The organism is Cypionkella sp. (assembly GCF_028290025.1).
Classification (GTDB): Bacteria; Pseudomonadota; Alphaproteobacteria; order Rhodobacterales; family Rhodobacteraceae; genus Cypionkella.
Genome location: NZ_JAQGKQ010000087.1, coordinates 40,431 through 60,247, shown reverse-complemented (window position 1 = coordinate 60,247; position 19,817 = coordinate 40,431). Strand labels below are relative to the sequence as shown.

At 56.6% G+C, this 19,817-nt stretch carries 16 protein-coding genes; 8 read left to right on the top strand and 8 right to left on the bottom strand.

The annotated features are described in order from the left end of the window. The 7 genes from JWS10_RS14625 to JWS10_RS14595 form a co-directional block, all read left to right on the top strand. The coding region (locus JWS10_RS14625; RefSeq protein ID WP_299508600.1) for a glycogen/starch/alpha-glucan phosphorylase at positions 1–1,031 on the top strand (1,031 nt) is incomplete at its 5' end. A 15-nt stretch (positions 1,032–1,046) separates the two neighbouring features. Next, entirely contained in the window at positions 1,047–3,239 is a 2,193-nt protein-coding gene (glgB, locus tag JWS10_RS14620) for a 1,4-alpha-glucan branching protein GlgB (protein ID WP_299508598.1), read from the top strand. A gap of 33 nt (positions 3,240–3,272) precedes the next feature. Then, positions 3,273–4,544, top strand: coding sequence for a glucose-1-phosphate adenylyltransferase (gene glgC, locus JWS10_RS14615; protein ID WP_299508596.1), 1,272 nt, complete (start codon positions 3,273–3,275; stop codon positions 4,542–4,544). Between the two features lie 85 nt (positions 4,545–4,629). Beyond that, entirely contained in the window at positions 4,630–6,072 is a 1,443-nt protein-coding gene (gene glgA / locus JWS10_RS14610; protein ID WP_299508594.1) for a glycogen synthase GlgA, read from the top strand. Continuing rightward, the gene (gene glgX / locus JWS10_RS14605; RefSeq protein ID WP_299508592.1) at positions 6,069–8,159 is read left to right on the top strand and encodes a glycogen debranching protein GlgX; all 2,091 of its coding nucleotides are present in this window, start codon (positions 6,069–6,071) and stop codon (positions 8,157–8,159) included. The genes glgA and glgX overlap by 4 nt, the downstream gene beginning before the upstream one ends. Beyond that, positions 8,156–9,778: an alpha-D-glucose phosphate-specific phosphoglucomutase gene (locus tag JWS10_RS14600; RefSeq protein WP_299508590.1), complete on the top strand. Its 1,623-nt coding sequence runs from the start codon at positions 8,156–8,158 to the stop codon at positions 9,776–9,778. The genes glgX and JWS10_RS14600 overlap by 4 nt, the downstream gene beginning before the upstream one ends. A 116-nt stretch (positions 9,779–9,894) precedes the next feature. Continuing rightward, positions 9,895–11,427 (top strand): trimethylamine methyltransferase family protein, encoded by a 1,533-nt coding sequence (locus JWS10_RS14595; protein ID WP_299508588.1) that lies wholly within the window; start codon positions 9,895–9,897, stop codon positions 11,425–11,427. 463 nt (positions 11,428–11,890) lie between these two features. Here the strand turns inward: JWS10_RS14595 and JWS10_RS14590 are convergent, their stop codons facing one another. Beyond that, positions 11,891–12,352 (bottom strand): lytic transglycosylase domain-containing protein, encoded by a 462-nt coding sequence (locus JWS10_RS14590; protein WP_299508586.1) that lies wholly within the window; start codon positions 12,350–12,352, stop codon positions 11,891–11,893. A 284-nt stretch (positions 12,353–12,636) separates the two neighbouring features. Here JWS10_RS14590 and JWS10_RS14585 point away from each other — a divergent pair, with 284 nt between their 5' ends. Continuing rightward, a complete protein-coding gene (locus JWS10_RS14585; protein ID WP_299482322.1) occupies positions 12,637–13,221 on the top strand; it encodes an HNH endonuclease in 585 nt (194 codons plus the stop codon). Between the two features lie 299 nt (positions 13,222–13,520). Here the strand turns inward: JWS10_RS14585 and JWS10_RS14580 are convergent, their stop codons facing one another. The 7 genes from JWS10_RS14580 to JWS10_RS14550 form a co-directional block, all read right to left on the bottom strand. Then, complete coding sequence (locus JWS10_RS14580; RefSeq protein WP_299482295.1) at positions 13,521–14,066, bottom strand: YaeQ family protein; 546 nt, start codon at positions 14,064–14,066, stop codon at positions 13,521–13,523. 184 nt (positions 14,067–14,250) lie between these two features. Then, entirely contained in the window at positions 14,251–15,369 is a 1,119-nt protein-coding gene (locus tag JWS10_RS14575; protein ID WP_299508584.1) for an ABC transporter ATP-binding protein, read from the bottom strand. Further along, positions 15,366–16,154, bottom strand: a complete 789-nt coding sequence (locus JWS10_RS14570) for an ABC transporter permease (RefSeq protein WP_299508582.1) — start codon at positions 16,152–16,154, stop codon at positions 15,366–15,368. Before JWS10_RS14570 ends, JWS10_RS14575 begins: the two co-directional genes overlap by 4 nt. Then, positions 16,151–16,999: an ABC transporter permease gene (locus JWS10_RS14565; protein ID WP_299508580.1), complete on the bottom strand. Its 849-nt coding sequence runs from the start codon at positions 16,997–16,999 to the stop codon at positions 16,151–16,153. Before JWS10_RS14565 ends, JWS10_RS14570 begins: the two co-directional genes overlap by 4 nt. A 73-nt stretch (positions 17,000–17,072) precedes the next feature. Next, positions 17,073–18,143, bottom strand: a complete 1,071-nt coding sequence (locus tag JWS10_RS14560) for an extracellular solute-binding protein (protein WP_299508578.1) — start codon at positions 18,141–18,143, stop codon at positions 17,073–17,075. Between the two features lie 49 nt (positions 18,144–18,192). Beyond that, positions 18,193–18,777: an XRE family transcriptional regulator gene (locus JWS10_RS14555; RefSeq protein WP_299480684.1), complete on the bottom strand. Its 585-nt coding sequence runs from the start codon at positions 18,775–18,777 to the stop codon at positions 18,193–18,195. Between the two features lie 279 nt (positions 18,778–19,056). Then, positions 19,057–19,806, bottom strand: a complete 750-nt coding sequence (locus JWS10_RS14550) for an amino acid ABC transporter ATP-binding protein (RefSeq protein ID WP_299508576.1) — start codon at positions 19,804–19,806, stop codon at positions 19,057–19,059. Between the last annotated feature and the right edge of the window lie 11 nt (positions 19,807–19,817).

The window sequence follows — 19,817 nt, the reverse complement described above, 5'->3', positions numbered from 1 at the left end:
GTCGTTGGCTGAAAATGTGCAACCGCCCGCTCTCAACGCTTATCACGGACTCGATTGGCGCTGGTTGGGAGGATGATCTTGATCGGCTGAAAGGGCTGGAGCCGTTGGTTGAAGACTCCGGGTTCCGCACTGCCTTTGACGCGGCAAAGCGCGCCAATAAGGTAGCGCTTGAGGGTTGGATTGCGCAGGAATGTGGCGTGAAAGTCTCGCCGGATGCGCTGTTTGACGTGCAGGTTAAGCGTATTCACGAATACAAACGCCAGCTGCTTAACATTCTGCAAACCATCGCGCATTATCAGCGGATCAAGGCCAATCCGACCGCGGCATGGGTGCCTCGGGTGAAGATCTTTGGTGGCAAGTCGGCTCCGGGTTATGCGGTGGCTAAGGAAATTATCCACCTTATCAACGATGTGGCGCAGGTTATTAATGCGGACACAGAAGTTGGTGATTTGCTGAAAGTGATCTATCCCGCCAATTACAACGTCAGCATGGCCGAGCGTTTGGTTCCGGCGGCCGATCTTTCCGAGCAGATTTCTACGGCGGGTAAAGAGGCGTCCGGCACTGGAAACATGAAATTTATGATGAACGGCGCGCCGACGATTGGCACGCTCGACGGCGCGAATGTTGAGATATTGCAAGAGGTGGGCGCGGATAACTTCTTCTTGTTCGGCCTGACCACCGATGAGGCGATGAAGCGGCGCGAAGATGAGGAACAGTCCCGCAAGGCGATTGATGCAAGTCCGGCGTTGCAGCAGGTGCTGCAAGCGATTGCCGAGGGTCAGTTCAGCGCCGATCAAAAAGACCGTTATCATGGGCTGGTGCATCGGGTTTGGCACCATGACTACTTCCTCGTCGCGGCGGATTTCGATTCGTATGACGTCGCGCAGGGTCTGGTGGATGCCGCCTATGCGGATCGTCAGGCTTGGATTAAAATGGCGGCGTTGAACACTGCGCGCTCAGGGTTTTTCAGTTCGGATCGGACGATCCGCAGCTATATGAAAGATGTCTGGACGATCCCATCTGCGCTTTAATATCAAGAGGTTGCCATGACAGATCTGTTAATTGAACCTCAGGCCGCTCAAGCGATAGCGGAGGGGAGTCATGGCGATCCGTTTTCGGTTTTAGGGCTGCACAAGCGTGGTGGTAAATGGGTGGTGCTGGGGTTTGACCCCGGCGCTGAACGGATGTTCGTGTTGCCGGGGAAAGTCGGAAAACCGGTGGAAGCAAAGCCAGTGCAAGGCGCGCGCGGGCTCTTTGCCGCCGAACTTGCGCGGAAGTCTGAGTACCGTCTGCGCTGGCAAGGTCATGGTGCTGAGTGGGAAGCCGAGGATCCGTTTGCCTTTGGTCCGGTGCTTGGCGAGTTGGATGAGTACTTGTTGGGTGAAGGCAGCCATAAACGGCTGTGGCAAGTGCTGGGCGCGCATGTGATCACGCATGAGGGCGTTTTGGGCACGCATTTTGCGGTCTGGGCACCGAACGCTGAGCGCGTCTCGGTGGTTGGCAATTTCAATCAATGGGACGGTCGTCGTCATCCGATGCGGCGTCGCGGCGGTACGGGTGTTTGGGAGACGTTTTTGCCCGCTATTGGCGAGGGTGAGGCGTATAAATACGAGATTCGCGGCGCAGGTGGGGCATTGTTGCCGCTGAAAGCCGATCCGGTTGGCTTTGGCTCGGAACACGCGCCGAAAAACGCCAGCGTTGTGCGGCAGATTGAGAATCCGACTTGGAATGACGCAGATTGGATGGCCTCTCGCGGTGCGAAGCAGACGATTGACGCGCCGATCTCGGTCTACGAAGTGCATCTTGGGTCGTGGAAGCGTGCTCCGGGTGATCGGATGCTGTCTTACACCGAGTTGGCCGAGCAGCTGGTCGATTACGTCGCGGACATGGGCTTTACCCATATCGAGTTGATGCCGATTTCCGAGTATCCCTTCGATGGATCATGGGGTTATCAGCCCGTCGGTCTGTTCGCGCCGACCATCCGCCACGGCACGCCGAATGAGTTTCGCGCCTTCATGAATGCGGCGCATAATCGCGGCATCGGGGTTTTGCTCGACTGGGTGCCGGGGCATTTTCCGACCGATGCGCATGGGCTTGGGCGATTTGACGGCACGGCGCTTTATGAACATCAAGACCCCCGCGAGGGGTTTCATCAAGATTGGAACACCCTGATCTATAACTATGGCCGGGTAGAGGTTTCTAACTACCTTGTGTCTAACGCGCTGTATTGGTTGGAAGAATACCACATGGACGGGCTGCGGGTCGATGCTGTGGCCTCTATGCTATACCGCGATTACAGCCGCGAGGCGGGGCAGTGGGTCCCGAACAAAGATGGCGGGCGCGAGAATTACGAAGCGATCGCTGTTCTGCAAAGCATGAATATCACGGCTTACGGCGAAGTGGGTGGTGTGATGACTGTGGCGGAGGAAAGCACGGCTTTCGCGGGCGTCTCAAGGCCAGTGAACCACGGTGGGCTTGGTTTCGGCTTTAAGTGGAACATGGGCTGGATGAACGACACATTGTCTTACATGCACAAAGACCCGATTTACCGCCGCTTCCATCATCACCAGATGACCTTCGGGCTGCACTACGCGTGGTCGGAGAATTACATCCTGCCGATCAGCCACGATGAAGTAGTACATGGCAAAGGCTCGATGCTTGAGAAGATGCCCGGCGACGGGAACCAGAAATTCGCCAATTTGCGCGCGTATTATGGTTTCATGTGGGCACATCCCGGCAAGAAGTTGTTGTTCATGGGCTGCGAATTTGCCCAAGGCAGGGAATGGAACCACAATCAATCGCTTGATTGGCATCAGCTTAAAATCCCGGCGCATCAGGGGATGCAAAATCTAGTGCGCGATTTGAATAAAACTTACCGCGATGTGCCGGCTTTGCACATCAATGATACGCGGCCTGAGGGGTTTGAGTGGATTGAAAGCAACGATGCCGAGGCCGGAGTTTATGCTTGGCTGCGTAAGGGCGGCGCGGGTGATCCGATGGTGGTGGCGCTGGTCAATATGACTCCGGTCGATCGGGCCTACCGGGTTGGCCTGCCTGCTGGCGGGAGATGGAGCGAGATATTGAACACCGATGCGGCGGTTTACGGAGGAGGCAATCGCGGCAATCTTGGCGGCGTGATGGCAGAGGCGATCCCGCATCACGGTCGCCCGCACTCGGCCTCGGTCAATCTGCCGCCATTGTCGGCGGTCTGGCTGAAGCAGGCTGATATCAAGGGATAAGCGGGCTTTGATCCGCGTAAAGGGAGGACTACCATGCAACCAAGACCCAACGCCCGTTTGTCATCGCAGGCTATGGCTTTTGTTCTGGCTGGCGGCCGGGGCAGCAGGCTGAAGGAATTGACAGATCGTCGTGCCAAGCCCGCAGTTTATTTTGGCGGCAAAACCCGGATTATTGACTTTGCTCTTTCGAATGCGCTGAATTCCGGCATCCGCAAAATGGCGATTGCCACGCAGTATAAAGCGCACAGTTTGATCCGTCATATGCAGCGCGGTTGGGGGTTCTTCCGGGCAGAACGCAACGAGTATCTAGACATTCTGCCTGCTTCGCAGCGTGTGGCAGAGAACAAGTGGTATCTCGGCACTGCGGATGCTGTGGCGCAAAATATTGATATCGTTGATTCTTATGGTGTGAAATACATTGTCGTGCTGGCGGGTGACCACATCTACAAGATGGATTACGAGGTGATGTTGCAGCAGCATGTCGACAGCGGTGCAGATGTTACCATCGGCTGTCTGACCGTGCCGCGGATGCAGGCTGTGGCCTTTGGCGTGATGCATGTGGACCAGGATATGCGGATCACTTCGTTCCTTGAAAAACCCGCCGATCCGCCGTCTATTCCCGGCGACCCGGACAATGCTTTGGCCTCAATGGGGATTTACATCTTCGATTGGGATTTCCTGCGCGATTTGCTGATCCGCGATATGGCGGATGACAATTCCAGCCACGATTTTGGCAATGACCTGATCCCGGACATTGTGAAAAACGGTAAGGCCGTGGCGCATAAATTTGCGGATTCTTGCGTAAAATCCGGGTTGGAGACCGAGCCTTACTGGCGCGATGTCGGGACGATTGATGCGTTCTGGCAGGCTAATATCGATCTCACCGATTTCATCCCCAAGCTGGATATCTACGATCAAAGCTGGCCGATCTGGACGTATTCGGAAATTTTGCCGCCTGCCAAGTTCATCCATGACGAGGAAACCCGTCGCGGCATGGCGGTTTCGTCGCTGGTGTCGGGCGATTGTATCGTCTCGGGGTCGGAAGTGCGCAACTCGCTGCTGTTCACCGGCTGTCGCACCCATTCGTTCAGCACGCTCGATTATGTCGTGGCGCTTCCGCAAGTGGTGGTCAATCGCAATTCCGAGCTGAAAAACTGCGTCATCGACCGTGGGGTGATTATTCCTGATGGATTGGTGGTGGGGCAAGATCCCGAGTTGGATGCGAAGTGGTTCCGCCGCACTGAGAGTGGTATCGTGCTGATCACGCAAGATATGCTTGACGCGCGCGCGCGGGCGTTGTCCTGACAAGGGGTAAGCGGGTTGAAAGCTGGGGTGGGCCATCTGCCTTCCTCAGACCCCACCCGAGGATATTTGAGCACAGAGGATGACCATGCAGACTCCGGTTGAAACGCGCGGGCGGGTGCTGTCGGTCGCATCAGAATGTGTTCCGCTGATCAAGACCGGCGGGTTGGCGGATGTGGTAGGGGCTTTGCCCGGCGCTTTGGCCAAGGTCGGCTGGGATATGCGGGTTTTAATGCCAGCTTACAGGGCGTTGCGGCCACGTCTTAATGAACTCGATGAGGTTTGGTTTGAGCCAAATCTGTTTGGCGGCGACGGTCGAGTGATGGCTGGTGATCTTGACGGTCTGCAAGTGATGCTGCTGGACGCGCCGCATCTTTATGACCGTGAGGGTGGGCCTTATGCTGGCCCGGGTGGCGATTGGTTCGACAATGCGCGGCGGTTTGCGGCTTTGTCCTGGGTGGCGGCGCGCTTGGCGCGGGATGGCATCGACGGCTGGAAGCCGGATATTTTGCATGCGCATGACTGGCAGGCGGGATTCACTCCGGCCTATCTGAGCTATGGCGGCACGGGGGGCGTAGCGTCGGTTATGACCGTACACAACATCGCGTTTCAAGGCTGGGCTCCGGCGCAGGCTTTGGCGGATTTGCGGTTGCCGTTTGATCAGTTTTACCCCGGAGCGTTGGAATATTATGGCGGGTTGTCCAGTCTGAAAGCCGGGCTGGTCTATGCCGACCGGATCACCACCGTGTCGCCCAACTATGCTGCCGAGTTGATGCGGCCAGAGTTCGGCATGGGGATGGAGGGGGTGCTTGCGCAGCGCGCGGGCGCAGTGACGGGCATCCTGAATGGCGTGGACACGGACGTCTGGTCGCCTGCGGTTGAGCCCGTGCCTTACACTGCGAAGTCGCTGAAGGGTAAAGCCGCCAATCGCGCGGCATTTTGTGCCGAGATGGGGTTAGATGTGCCGGGGCCGCTTGCTGTGCTGGTGAGCCGGTTGACCGATCAGAAAGGCATTGATCTGTTAGAAATCTGCATTCCCGAGTTTGTTGCTGCTGGTGGTGGGCTGGCTATTCTGGGCTCTGGTGATGCTTTGATGGAAGCCGCGATGCGTCGGCTGGAAGCCCGGTTCCCGAACAGAGTGTCGGTGCGGATCGGCTATGATGAGACGTTCAGCCATCGTCTGTTTGCCGCTGGTGACGCCGTGCTGGTGCCAAGCCGATTTGAGCCGTGTGGCTTGACCCAAATGTACGGGCTGGCCTATGGCACGGTGCCGCTGGTGTCATTGGTGGGGGGGCTCGCTGATACGGTGATCAACGCGAGCCCGGCAGCCATAAGCGCGGGCGTGGCAACGGGGATTGTGTTCCACCCGGTCGATGCGACAGCCTTTGGTCAAGCCCTGCGGCAGTTGGTGAAGCTTTTCGCCAACAAGCCGGTTTGGACGCAGATGCAGAAGAACGCCATGAAGCAGTCCGTTGGCTGGCAAGCGTCGGCCGCCGCTTACGCAAAGCTTTACGCGGACATGCTGGCGTGAGCCTTTTGACTTATGCGACGTCGCGCGGGCGGCCTTGGCCGATGGGGGCGACCCTTACGGACGATGGGGTGAACTTCGCAGTTTTCTCAGCTCATGCGACGGCGCTAGAGCTATGCCTCTATTCGCCCGATGGCCGACGCGAGGAAGCGCGCCTGGCATTTGCCGATCGTGATGGCGATGTTTGGCATCTGCATGTCGCAGGTCTGGTGGCCGGCCAGCTTTATGGTTTGCGGGCCTATGGGCCTTACGCCCCGGACGAAGGCCAGAGGTTTAATCCGCACAAGCTGCTGATTGATCCTTACGCGCGCGGTCTGGCTGGGCGCTTGCGCTGGTCGGATGCGGTGATGGGCTATAAAGTCGGGGCGTCTCGGGGAGATGGCTCGTTTGACCCGCGGGACAGTGCGTTTGCGGTGCCAAAATCGGTGGTGGTTGACCCCGGGTTTCACTGGGGAAATGACCGCCCACCGCTGGTGCCAATGGCCGATACGGTGATTTATGAGGCGCATGTCAAAGCGCTGACGATGCGGCATCCTGGTATTCCGCAGCCGCTGCGCGGTACCTATGCCGGTTTGGCACATCCGGTGATGATAGAGCATTTCAAGCGGTTGGGTGTCACCACGGTTGAACTGCTGCCGGTACAAGCCTATTTCGACGACCGCTTTTTGGTGGCGAAGGGCTTGCGTAACCATTGGGGCTATCAAACCATGGGATATTTCGCGCCAGAACCCCGCTACGGCGGCGCGACACCTTTGCGCGAGATCCAGTCGATGGTGAAAGCGCTACATGCGGCGGGGCTCGAGGTGGTGCTGGACGTGGTCTACAATCACACCGGAGAGGGCGACGCATGGGGGCCAACGCTTTCGTTCCGCGGCTTGGACAATCTTAGTTATTACCGTCTGATCCAAGGCGGCCGCCACTATGCCAATGATGCCGGAACCGGCAATACGCTTGATCTTACCAACCCGGCGGTTCTGCGTATGGTGATGGATTCGTTGCGCTATTGGGTGCAAGAGGTCCATATTGACGGCTTCCGCTTTGATCTTGCAACCGTGCTGGGCCGCGAGCCGAACGGCTTCGATCCGCAGGGCGGTTTCTTTGATGCAATCCGGCAAGACCCGGTTCTGGCGCGGGTCAAACTGATCGCAGAGCCTTGGGATCTTGGGCCGGGCGGCTATCAACTCGGCGCATATCCTCCACCGTTTTCGGAATGGAACGACAAATACCGCGACGGCGTGCGGCGGTTTTGGCGCAATGATGCAGGGCTGGGGCCGGAGTTTTCGCGCCGCCTGATGGGTTCGGCGGATAAGTTTGATCATTCGCGGCGACCGGCGACGGCGTCGGTCAACTTCATCACCTCGCATGACGGATTTACGCTGGAAGATTTGGTCAGCTACACCATCAAGCGCAACCTCGCCAATGGTGAGGATAACCGCGACGGCCACGATGACAATCACGCCGATAATATGGGGGTTGAGGGGCCGAGCCCTGATCCGCTGATCCGCGATGCGCGTGATTTGCGAAAGCGCAACCTGCTTGCGACGTTGATGTTGTCACAAGGCACGCCGATGCTTCTTGCGGGTGACGAGTTGGGTCACAGTCAGGGAGGCAACAACAACGCCTACGCTCAAGACAATGATCTGACGCGGATCGACTGGGCTTCGGCGGATACCGATCTTGTGGCTTTCGTGGCTAAATTGATCGCATTGCGCAAAGCCCACCCGGTGCTCCGGCAGAACGGCTTTCTACACGCTCGCAACAGGCTTTCGGATGGTCTGCCGGATGCGATATGGCGCAGAGGCGATGCCGCGATCTTGACGCCGAACGATTGGAACGACCCGAGTTTCCGTTGCATTGGGCTGGAGTTGCGCATGGCCGCAGAAGGCCCGGACCAAACGGATGCGCTATACCTCGTGTTTAATGGCGGGGGAACATCAGCTTTACGTCTGCCCGATACCGCGACAGAATGGCTGCTGATATTGGACAGCACGAGACCCGATCTGCCCCCCGAGCTTCACAGCAAGCGGCTGGAAATACCGCCGCAATCCGTCTTTGTTTTTGAACCCCTGCGCGCAAGAGGTGCCACATGACCATCATTTCAACTCAGCCCATCGCCGGCCAAAAACCCGGAACCAGCGGCTTGCGCAAAAAAACGCCAATTTTCATGGGCGAGCATTACCTTGAGAATTTCGTGCAGGCGATTTTCGATGTCGTGGGTGCTGCGGGCAAGACATTCGTGCTGGGCGGCGATGGACGCTATTTCAACGATACTGCGGCGCAGATCATTTTGCGCATGGCAGCGGCGAATGGTGCGGCGCGGGTGATCATCGGGCAGGGCGCGATTCTCTCTACCCCGGCCGCAAGTCATTTGATTCGGCTGAACAAGACCGACGGCGGCATCATCATGTCTGCCTCGCACAATCCCGGCGGGCCGACCGAGGATTTTGGCGTCAAGTTCAACATATCAAACGGTGGGCCTGCGCCTGAGAGCGTCACTGAGGCGATGTACAAGCGTACGACGGATATTTCCGAGTATCATATCTTGGAAACCGCTGACATTGACCTTGGCAAGATTGGCCGCACCTCGGTTGGCGATATGATTGTCGATGTAGTTGATCCGGTGGCGAATTATGCCACGCTGATGGAAAGCCTGTTCGATTTTCCAGCGATTGCAGCGTTGTTCAAGGGCGGCTTTCGGATGCGGATGGACAGTATGTGCGCCGTAACCGGACCTTATGCAGTTGAAATCTTAGAAAAACGCCTCGGTGCGGCGTCGGGCACTTGTGTTAATGCGACGCCCTTGCCGGATTTCGGTGGCATGCATCCCGACCCGAACCCAACTTGGGCGAAGGCGTTGATGGATGAGATGTTCGGCGCTAATTCTCCAGATTTTGGTGCGGCGAGCGATGGTGACGGTGACCGCAATATGGTTGTGGGGGCAGGGGCTTATGTCTCGCCATCTGACAGCCTTGCGGTGCTGGCAGCCAACGCGCATCTCGCACCCGGCTATGCGGCGGGGCTTAAGGGCATTGCGCGTTCGATGCCGACATCGGCCGCGGCAGACCGCGTGGCGGTCTCGCTGGGGATCGAAAGTTACGAGACACCAACGGGATGGAAGTTCTTCGGCAATCTGCTCGATGCCGGTCGCGCAACGATCTGCGGTGAGGAAAGTTTCGGCACCGGCTCCGATCATGTGCGCGAGAAGGACGGGTTGTGGGCGATATTGCTGTGGCTGAACATCTTGGCGGTGCGCAAGCAGTCGGTGGCGGCGATTTTGGCCGAGCATTGGGCCAAGTTTGGCCGCAACTACTACAGCCGCCACGATTTTGAGGCGATTGCCAGCAACAAGGCCGATGCGATGATGGCCGCGCTGCGCGGGTCATTGGCAACTCTTCCGGGACAAACGCTCGAAGGTCTGACCGTGCAAGCGGCGGATGATTTCGCCTATACCGACCCGGTTGATGGCTCGATCTCGAAGGCCCAAGGCGTGCGGATTTTGTTCGAAGACGGCAGCCGTATCGTGCTGCGTCTGTCTGGCACTGGCACCGAGGGCGCTACCCTGCGACTGTATCTGGAGCGCTACGCGGCGGGGCCGGAGGGTCTTGATCTTGACCCACAAGATGCGCTCGCCCCGGTGATCCGCGCGGCGCACACGCTGGCGAAGATCGAAAACTATACCGGGCGGGTCACCCCAGACGTGATCACCTAAGCCCGAAATGTCGGTTTCCGCTGTAATGCGGCGGAAACTGACCTTCAACAGTCGGAGTTGACCGCGACCCCCACCGCAATCGGCGCATCCTTGACACAGGTGTCGGGGAGAGAGCGATGACAGTTCAAGGTGTGCGATCAGGGCGGCAGGCGCGGCAAGTGGAGCGGTCAAAAAAGGGAAGCGGCATGGGCCGGCCCTATATCGTCCGCAATATTCCGACATACGATATTTTGTCGGAAGAAAACCTGCTGAAGGTGGAGCACGCCGCTGACCGGATTTTGGCCGAAACCGGCATCGAGTTTCGCGACGATGCGGTGGCGCTGGAGCATTGGAAGCGGGCAGGGGCGAAGGTTGATGGTCTGCTGGTTAAGTTTGAGCCGGGGATGCTGCGTGAAATCCTGAAGTCCGCGCCGCGTGAGTTCACCCAGCACGCTCGCAACCCGGCCAATTCGGTGCAGATCGGCGGAAAAAGCGTGGTTTTCGCGCCCGCCTATGGCTCGCCGTTCGTGATGGATCTGGATCGGGGGCGCAGATTTGGCACGCTGGAGGATTTCCACAATTTTATCAAGCTGGCGCAGTCGAGCCCGAATTTTCACCACTCCGGCGGCACCATTTGCGAGCCGACCGATGTTCCGGTAAACAAGCGTCATCTCGATATGGTGCTGGCGCATCTGATGTTATCGGATCGGCCATTTATGGGCTCGGTTACTTCGGAAGAACGGGCTGAGGACAGTATTGAACTCAGCCGGATCGCGTTTGGTCGCGACTTTGTTAACCAGAACTGCGTGATTTTGGGCAACGTCAACGTCAATTCGCCGCTGGTTTGGGACGGCACCATGACCAACGCTTTGCGGGCATATGCGCGCAATAATCAGGCGGCGGTGGTGGTGCCGTTTATTTTGGGCGGCGCGATGGGACCGGTGACGAGTGCTGGCGGCATCGCGCAAAGTTTGGCTGAGACGATGGCGGGTTGTGCTTTGACGCAGCTGGAGCGGAAGGGTGCTCCGGTTATTTTCGGGAACTTCCTGTCGTCGATGAGTTTGCGTTCTGGAAGTCCGACATTTGGCACACCAGAACCTGCGATTGGCTCGATGGTGATCGGGCAGCTCGCGCGGCGGTTGGGCTTGCCGCTGCGGTGTTCGGGAAACTTCACCACCTCAAAACTGCCCGACGCGCAAGCGATGATGGAGGGTACCATGAGCATGATGGCGGCGATCCATTGCGGAGCGAATTTCATCCTGCATTCGGCGGGATTTCTGGACGGGTTGCTGAGCATGAGTTACGAGAAATTCATGCTGGATGCCGATCTGTGCGGGGCTTTGCACTCGTATCTCGACGGTGTCAAAATTGATGATGACCAGCTGGCGGTGGAGGCATTTGCCGAAGTCGGGCCGGGCAATCATTTCTTTGGCTGCTCGCACACCATGGCGCACTATGAAACTGCGTTCTGGGACAGCGATTTGTCCGATAATGAGCCGTTTGAAAAGTGGGAAGCGGCGGGGTCGCATGATGCGGCTTACCGGGCCAACAAGCTGTGGAAAAAGCGGCTGGCGGAGTATGAGGCGCCCGCCTTGGATGAGGGGATTGCTCAAGGGATGCGGGAGTTTGTGGAGGCCAAAAAATCCTCAGTGGGGGATGCATGGTATTGAGGCTCCCAACTTGGAAGGTAAAAATATCATGCGTTATCAGGATGTTGAGGGGGCGCGTTTAGGGAATATTAACGCTTTCGGTGGTAGGCGGCAATTTCGGGCGAAAATCATGGTCGGAAAACATTGTCAGCGGCTTCGCAATTTTAGCTTCGCCCTATGATGTGATCTGCGATTCATTTGCCCGATGGAAATTAAATTGTGCTAGGTTGTCGCATTTGTGGGACTATGCTGTGTAGGTCATTTGCAGGTGCGCGACAGAAAGAAATCCAGACCGAAAGAAATCCAATGAAATTTTTCAAGACGTTCGTGATTTTCGCAATGCTTTTCGGTTCAACCGCGTGCTTATCCGGTTGCGACAACCCCAAAGGTGGCAACATGTTCACCCACACGCTAATGTAGATAGTATACACGGGTTGCTTAGTCGGGTCTTGGGTGTTTCACACAAAAACACCTTAGTTTGACCTTAGCCCCTCAGCCCGGTCTCTTTCAGAATGCCCATGCGTTTGGCTTCATAGTAATAGCCCTTTGCATACCACGTCATCGCGCGGACTTCGCTGCCGCGCGATACCAGCCACGCGCCGCGCAGGTATTTGCCAGCGTAGTGCAGGTTGGTTTCAGCGTCGAGCAGACCTGCGGCTGGGCCGTGATAGCCCATCGTGGCCGCGGTTTGCGGATGAATTTGCAGCAGGCCATAATAGGGGCCATTGCGGGCTTTTGGATTATAGCCGCTTTCACGGCGGATTTGACGGTGCAGCAGGCTTTCCGGAATATCGTGGATGCGCGCCCATTTTTTGATCAGCGCACGCATTTCTGGCGTGTCGCCAGAGGCGGGAGGCAGCGCGGATTTGGACGGCTTACTGCCACAGGCAGCAAGGGTCAGGGCGCTGAGGCTTAGCGACAGCAGCGCGCGACGGGAAAGCGGCATCAGTTCCTCCGAGTTTTTTTGCGTGATAGCGGCGCGCGGTTGCTGTGGGAAGGCCAAAGCCCGCTGATCGGCGAGAAAACGTAGCGGTCAGCAACTGATGCGATTTACCATTGCTCAAAGATTGATCAGAGTCGCGCCTGCGGTCATATGTCATTCTATTGTGATATGTGCCGGCCAAAGTGCCGTACATCTTGGGCTTGCGCTTGGCAAATCGCCAGATATGGTTGGGCTTGAGACGACTGCACCCTGTTGACGACCTGATGATACACGGAGTCTTTTGCGGAATGGACGGCGACTTTAGAACTCAGTTTACCCGTGACCCGGCGAGCCTAAAGCATTTTCCGGCGCTGGTGTTGAATGCGGATTTTAGGCCGCTCAGTTATTACCCGTTGTCTCTGTGGCCTTGGCAAGAGGCGATCAAGGCGGCTGTGCTGGACCGGGTGCAGATACTCGCGGAATACGATCAAGTTGTGCGCAGCCAGAGGCAAGAGTTTCGTATACCTTCGGTCGTGGTGCTGAAGGATTTTGTAAAACCCCAAAAGCGCGTGGCCTTCACGCGCTTTAATCTTTTCTTGCGTGACGGGTTTTGTTGCCAATATTGCAGCGCGAGAGGCGATCTGACGTTTGACCATGTGCTGCCGCGCTCGAAAGGTGGGGTGACAAGTTGGGAGAACGTGGTGGCGGCCTGCTCACCCTGCAATCTGCGCAAGGGTTCGCGCACGTTGAAGCAAGCGGGGCTGCATCTGGCAAAAGCGCCGCGGATGCCGACGACAGACGAGATGCAGGCGCACGGTCGCCGGTTTCCGCCCAACCATCTGCACGACAGTTGGATGGATTATCTGTATTGGGATGCCGAGCTTGACGCATAAAGCCTGCGGGGCGCGGATGGGTCAAAAGCCAATGATGGTCGCCCACACGCGTTTTCTGAGTTGAATCCGAACAAGTCTGCTGATTGCCGTTGAGAGCGGCGCGCCATGCCGGGTGAGCTTGGCGAGAGCCCAGCGCGGACAACACAGTGCGAGCCTCAGCGAATAGGCCACTCGCTGCGCCGCGAAAACAACCCACTGGCTAGTTTTTTTGCTGAGTACGTTACGCCGGGCGAGCGCACAGCTAATCGGTATGCGTCACTGGGCGACTAAAATACGTATGCAAGGCGAACATCCGCAAACTAGGCAGCACTTTTCCATTTCAGTGGGGTAACGTAAACAATGCTGTCGTCGGCGCTGACCATCACATCGCCGTCTTGAATATTGATCTGAAGCCTCATCGAGCGGCTTGCGAGTTTCGCCAGTGCGTCAGTGTCTTTCTCGGAAAAGCTCACCACTTGAAGATTCTCGAAACGCGTGGTGTTGTTTTTGATCTTTTCCCACCACATCTCGGCCGTCCGGCCGCCGTAGGGATAGACAATAACCTTGTCGGCTTTGCTACAGGATTGCCGCATTACCTTTTCGCTCGGAAGACCCAAAGCCACCCACACATCAAGCTCGCCGCTCAGACTTTTCTGCCAAATGTCTGGCTCGTCATCCGTTGAAAGACCCTTGGTCATCTCCAAGTTCTCGTGGGCATTTAGGGCAAAAGCGATGATGCGCAGCATCAGCCGCTCATCCGTCTCTGACGGGTGTTTCGCAACGGTCAGTTTATGGGTCTCGTAATAGTGGCGATCCATGTCGGAGATTGAAAGCTCAACTTTGTAAATGGTGGCATTTTGCGCCATGGGTTTTTCCGAATGTCAAAGATTGTGATGCTTAATGCGTCGCATGACTTTGTGAAAGCAGATACAGCCATGCGGTAAGGATTTAGTGACGAAGACAGCGCTTCTTTTGGGTATCTATCTGCGCTTAGTGCCCGGATGCCATAGCCAGAGGAAACTTTCGCCGATCTTGCTCACATGCCTCGGGTTACGCTTCGTGGCCCGCTGTCGAGCCATCATCGGCCAGAAGTGTGCCATCCTTGAGGTTCCACGCCAGTTCTACCGGTTGACCGATTGCGAAAGGTTCGGTTTGGGTAGGGGTACGGGCAATTACATGGCTGCCATCGGCCAACCCCACTTCGTATTTCATCGCGGCGCCCAAGTAGAGCATTTCACGCACCGTGCCGCTGATGATATTGGTCATCCCGTCGTGCCGGCCAGTGCCTTTCGGCTGAACCCTGACGTTTTCGGGGCGAAGGAGAATAACATGGGCTGCGTCGCTCTTTGCCTGACCGGAGACGGCGAGTGTGGCACCCGCCACAGTCAGCGCGGTCTCATTACCTTGGGTTCGATGCGTGCCCCGCAGAACGGAGCTTTCTCCGATAAATTGCCCTACAAACAAAGTTTCGGGCTGGGTATAAAGTTGGTGGCCGCTGCCAACTTGTTCGATGCGGCCCTTGTTGAACACCGCGATCCGGTCTGACAGCACCAGAGCCTCCTCTTGGTCATGCGTCACATACACAAAGGTTGAACCGAGTTCTCGGTGGATGCGGCGGATCTCTAGTTGCAAAACCTCCCGCAGCTTTTTGTCGAGCGCGCCCAGCGGTTCATCCATCAATAGCAGGGAAGGGGTGAACACCATGGCGCGGGCCAAGGCCACACGCTGCTGCTGGCCGCCTGAAAGCTCGCTGGGATAACGATGCGAGAACTTTTCCAGTTGCACCTTTTGCAAGGCGAGATCGACTGCGCGCGCCCGATCTACCTTGGCCACACGGCGCTGTTTTAAAGGATAGGCGACGTTCTGCGCGACACTCATATGCGGAAACAGCGCGTAATGCTGGAACACCACGCCGATATTTCGTTTGTGCGCCGGCACATGGCCAATGGACCGCTCGCCCAGCCGGATTTCGCCTCCATTTAAATCGGTAAAGCCCGCAATCAGGTTTAGCGTAGTGGTCTTGCCGGACCCGGACGGGCCCAGGAACGACATGAACTCTCCCGGTTCCACGCGCAGGCTCACATTATCCAAGGCGGTAAAATTGCCATAGACTTTGCTGACGCCACAAATGTCGACGGCGGCACCTTTGGTCACAGTTTCAAGCGTCATGCTTTGCGCCCCCGCATTCCGAAAATAAGCCCCAGCCCAATGATAAGCGACGTGGCCAGGAAAATTAGTGATCCGACTGCTGCCACTGTCGGGTCGGCGTCGCGTGTCATCGACGAATAGATCTGAACTGGCAGTGTTTTCAGCTGCGGGCTGGTGATGAACAACGATACGATGACTTCATCAAAGGAGGTGACGAAGGCAAAGAGGGAACCGGAAAGGATCCCGGGCAGTATCAGTGGCAGAGTGATGGTAAAAAATGTGGTCAGGCGTGAGGCGCCAAGGCTCGCAGCGGCCGTTTCCAGTCTCGCATCGAAAACCGCGAGGTTTGCACCGACCGCGATGACCACGAAGGGGATCGCCAACAAAGTGTGGGCCAGCACATAGCCGGTCCAAGTGCCGACAAGCCGGGTGTCCAGATAGACCGCGTAGATGCCCACCGCCAGCACCACGCCCGGCACGATCATTGGCGTTATCAGTACGGCGCGGATGATGCCAGCTGCACTTCCTTTCATTCGCTCAATCCCGATAGCGGCCATCGTGCCGATGATTGTTGCCACAACGGCTACCATAAGTGCGACCTTGGCCGAGACAATCAGGCTGCCGATCCACTGCGGATTGGTGAAGAAGTTCTCATACCACTGAAGCGAAAATCCCTTTGGCGGAAATGCCAGCGATTTTTGGCCAGCGAAGGACATTGGGATCACGATCAGAGTGGGAGCCACCAGCCAAATCGCAATCAACAGGCACGTCAGACGCAGCAACAGACGAGGGACATTCAATTTCATTTGCTGCCTCCGCTCATCTGATATTTCCGCTTCATAAATGGGCTCGCTATCGCAAGAATGCCAAAGGTCGCGATCAAGAGCACTACGCCCATTGCGCCACCACGACCCCAATTGAGCAAAGACAGCACCTGTTGCTGGATCAACGTGGAGAGCATCGTCGATTGCGGCCCACCTAGCAGAAGCGGCGTGATGTAGAATCCAAGCGCCAAGATGAATACGATGGTCACGCCGGCGAAGACTCCGGGCAGCGACAGTGGCAGATAAATCTGAAGAAACGTTTTGACAGGATGAGCGCCAAGACTGCGTGCGGCTTGCAACAGCCTCAGATCAATACCGCGCATCACGGCATAAAGCGGCATTATCATGAACGGCAGCAACACTTGCGTCATCCCAATGGTCACGCCCAGTTGGGTGCGGATCAGTCGCACCTTTTCAAAGCCCATCGACAGCAATAGTCGGTTGATGACGCCGGAATCTTGTAAAAGAATGACCCACGCCAGTGTGCGCACCACGCCCGACACCCAGAACGGCACCAAGACGCACATGATCATGGCCAACCGCAACCGGGGCCCCACAACCGACATTGCAAACGCATAGGGATATGCTGCCAGAACGCAACATAATGTCACCCAAAAAGCGATGGAAAAGGTGCGGAGCAGCACTGTGATATTTACTTTGGTTTGGAAGAACCAGACATAGTTTGCGAGGCCCGGTTGGGGTTCCATAAAGCTGCGCAGAACGATCACGCCAAGTGGGACCGCCATCACCAAAACAAGCACGGCGAGCGCCGGCAGGGTCAGATAAAGTGGTCCGCGCAAAACACGCGGTGCAGGTTTGCTTGGCATGATGACCTTTCACTGACACAAAGTCAGCGTTTGCAAAGCGCCGGGGCCTGACTGACCCCGGCGCCGGAGGGCATCAGTTGCCCGCGACGAATTCCGCCCATTTTGCGCTAAGCGTTTCGTAATTGGCGACCCAGTACTCGACATTTTGGTTGTAAGCCATCGCCTGCTTTTCCGGGGTGTTGGTCATAAATTCCGCCGTCAGCTCATCGACTTTTGGCTGGGCCTCGATATTGACTGGCGAGTATGACGTTTCCTGTGCCATCACTTCCTGCGCATGTTTGCCCAAATAGGCGTTGATCAGCGCGTGGGCTGCGTCGGGGTCTTTGACGCCAATCGGAATAGCAATCTGATCCTTCACCACGATCCAATCCTGCCAGACCGGCGCATAATTTGCCCCGTTCGCCAGCGCGGCCTTACCCCGCCCTGACCAAACCATAACCATGTCGGCCTCACCGGACTCCATCATCTGCTGGCTTTCGGCACCGGTGGTCCACGGCACCAGATTGTCACGGATAGAGCGCCACTTGTTCAAACCACGGTCAATGTCAGCGGGAAACAACTGATCTTTCGGCACGCCATCAGCAAGCAGGCCCAACTCAACCATATAGCCCTCAGGATCGGCATAGCCGGGAATGCCGCGCGTGCCGGGAAACTTCTCGACGTCAAAAAAGTCGGTCCAGTTCTTTGGCGGATTATCTTTGAACTTGTCTTTGTTATACAGGAACATCACGGCATAGTTCATGGCTGGAACGCTGCATTCGCCCACTTGACCCGGCGGGACTTTCGAAATGTCGATCTTGGTAAAGTCGAGTTTCTGGAAAAGCGTGCCGCAATGCACGAAGGGGGTAAAGTCGCCCGTGTCGACCACATCCCACATCACGTTCTTTGCTTCAACTTGGGCTTGGATTTTAGCGTTTTCGGTCGGCCCATCCGAGAGAAGCGTCACACCAGATTTTGCAACAAAATCCTCGAGTGATTTGAGCTGTCCGTCTTGGAATATCCCGCCGTAAGAGACGAAGGTAAGGGTTTTGCCAGCCAGAGAGCCTTCTGCGGTTTCACCCGCAACAGGGCCTTCAGCGAAGGCGACGCTCCCCATACAGACGGCGGCGGCCGTGACGAGACTCAGGGTTATGGTGTATTTCATTTCGTGCTGCTCCCTAGTTGACTTCAGTTTCGTAAGGTCGGTTTCGATGTCAGGCGATTGGTCTTGGCTTATTGCGAAATTCGCTTAGATAAGTGCCCGTTGATGTAGGCGGAGAGATCATAAACAGCACTTCTGCGGGGCCATCTCCGATGTTTATGACCCGGTGCGGCACTGATGTTGCGTATTCCACGCTATCGCCTTCGTCCAAGACATGGCTTTCGCCGCCGAGATCCAACTCGACCTGACCGCGCAATACCAAAATCATTTCTTGGCTGTCGCCATGCGTATAGGCGTCGTCTCCGCTGGATCCACCGATGTCGAACTCGGCGATATATGTCTCGAAATGGGTCAGCGGGCGGCGCGACAATAGCATTTTGCGCTGACCATTCATCACAGGCAAGCTTGGGCGCAATTGCCGCCGTAGGACAGGGTCTTGCCCGCTCTCCGGGCTTGAAAAAAGCTCCGAAATACTTGTCCCGAAACAATTGGCGATGCGGATGAGTGTCGAGGTGCTGGCACCGCTTAAACCGCGTTCCAATTGACTCAGAAAGCTTGCCGAGGTTCCCGTCGCATCCGCGAGTTGCCGCAATGAAAGCCCATTGGCTTTGCGCAAGCGGCGCAACCGCTCGGACATGATACGGACAGTTTCCGTCTCATCGCCGCGAGGCATCGGTTGGTTTTGCCGTGGGTTCATCGGTGCTCCAAGGTTCACTTAAAAAGTGTTAAGTATGGAGTAACGTAATTTCAACGATTCTATCCTGCGTTGATCTTGTTGACAATGAAGCCTCCAACGCGCGTGTCGGTGCGTTGCGCTTTGCGGAACTGGCCGTTACACCCGGATATCGCACCAGCCAGTGTCTTTTGTGCTGGATAAATATCACAGCTGATGCTGGTACGGCGCGCGCGGCGCATATTAATGCTTAAGAACCTGACTCAGAAACATTTGCGTCCGCTCGTTCTTTGGGGCCGAAAAGAACTCACCGGGCGGCGCGATTTCCACTATCTGGCCGTGGTCCATAAAAATGACCTTGTCGGCAACTGTCTTGGCAAACCCCATCTCATGGGTCACGCAGATCATCGTCATATGCTCTTCGGCCAATTCAACCATCACATCCAGCACCTCTTTGATCATCTCGGGATCAAGCGCTGATGTCGGCTCGTCAAACAGCATGATCTGAGGCTCCATGCACAAGGCGCGGGCGATGGCGACGCGCTGCTGCTGGCCACCGGAAAGCTGGTTGGGAAATTTATCGGCCTGCTCGGCAATCCGCACGCGTTTCAAATAAATCATAGCGCGCTCTTCGGCTTCCGCGCGAGACTGCTTACGCACCCGGCGCGGCGCGAGCGTCAGGTTGTCGAGAATGCTCAGATGCGGGAAAAGATTGAACTGCTGAAATACCATGCCCACTTCGCGTCGCACAAGGTCGATGTTCTTGCTATCGGGCGTCAATTCCACGCCTTCGACAAAAATCTGCCCCTTTTGATGTTCCTCGAGACGGTTGATGCAGCGGATAACGGTAGACTTTCCCGACCCGGACGGGCCGCAGATCACGACGCGCTCGCCCTTGGCAACAGTCAGTGAGATGTCTTTCAGAACTTGAAATTCACCATACCATTTGTCGACATGCCGCAGTTCTATCATCGTTTCGTTTGGGCTGGCCATGCTGGAACTCC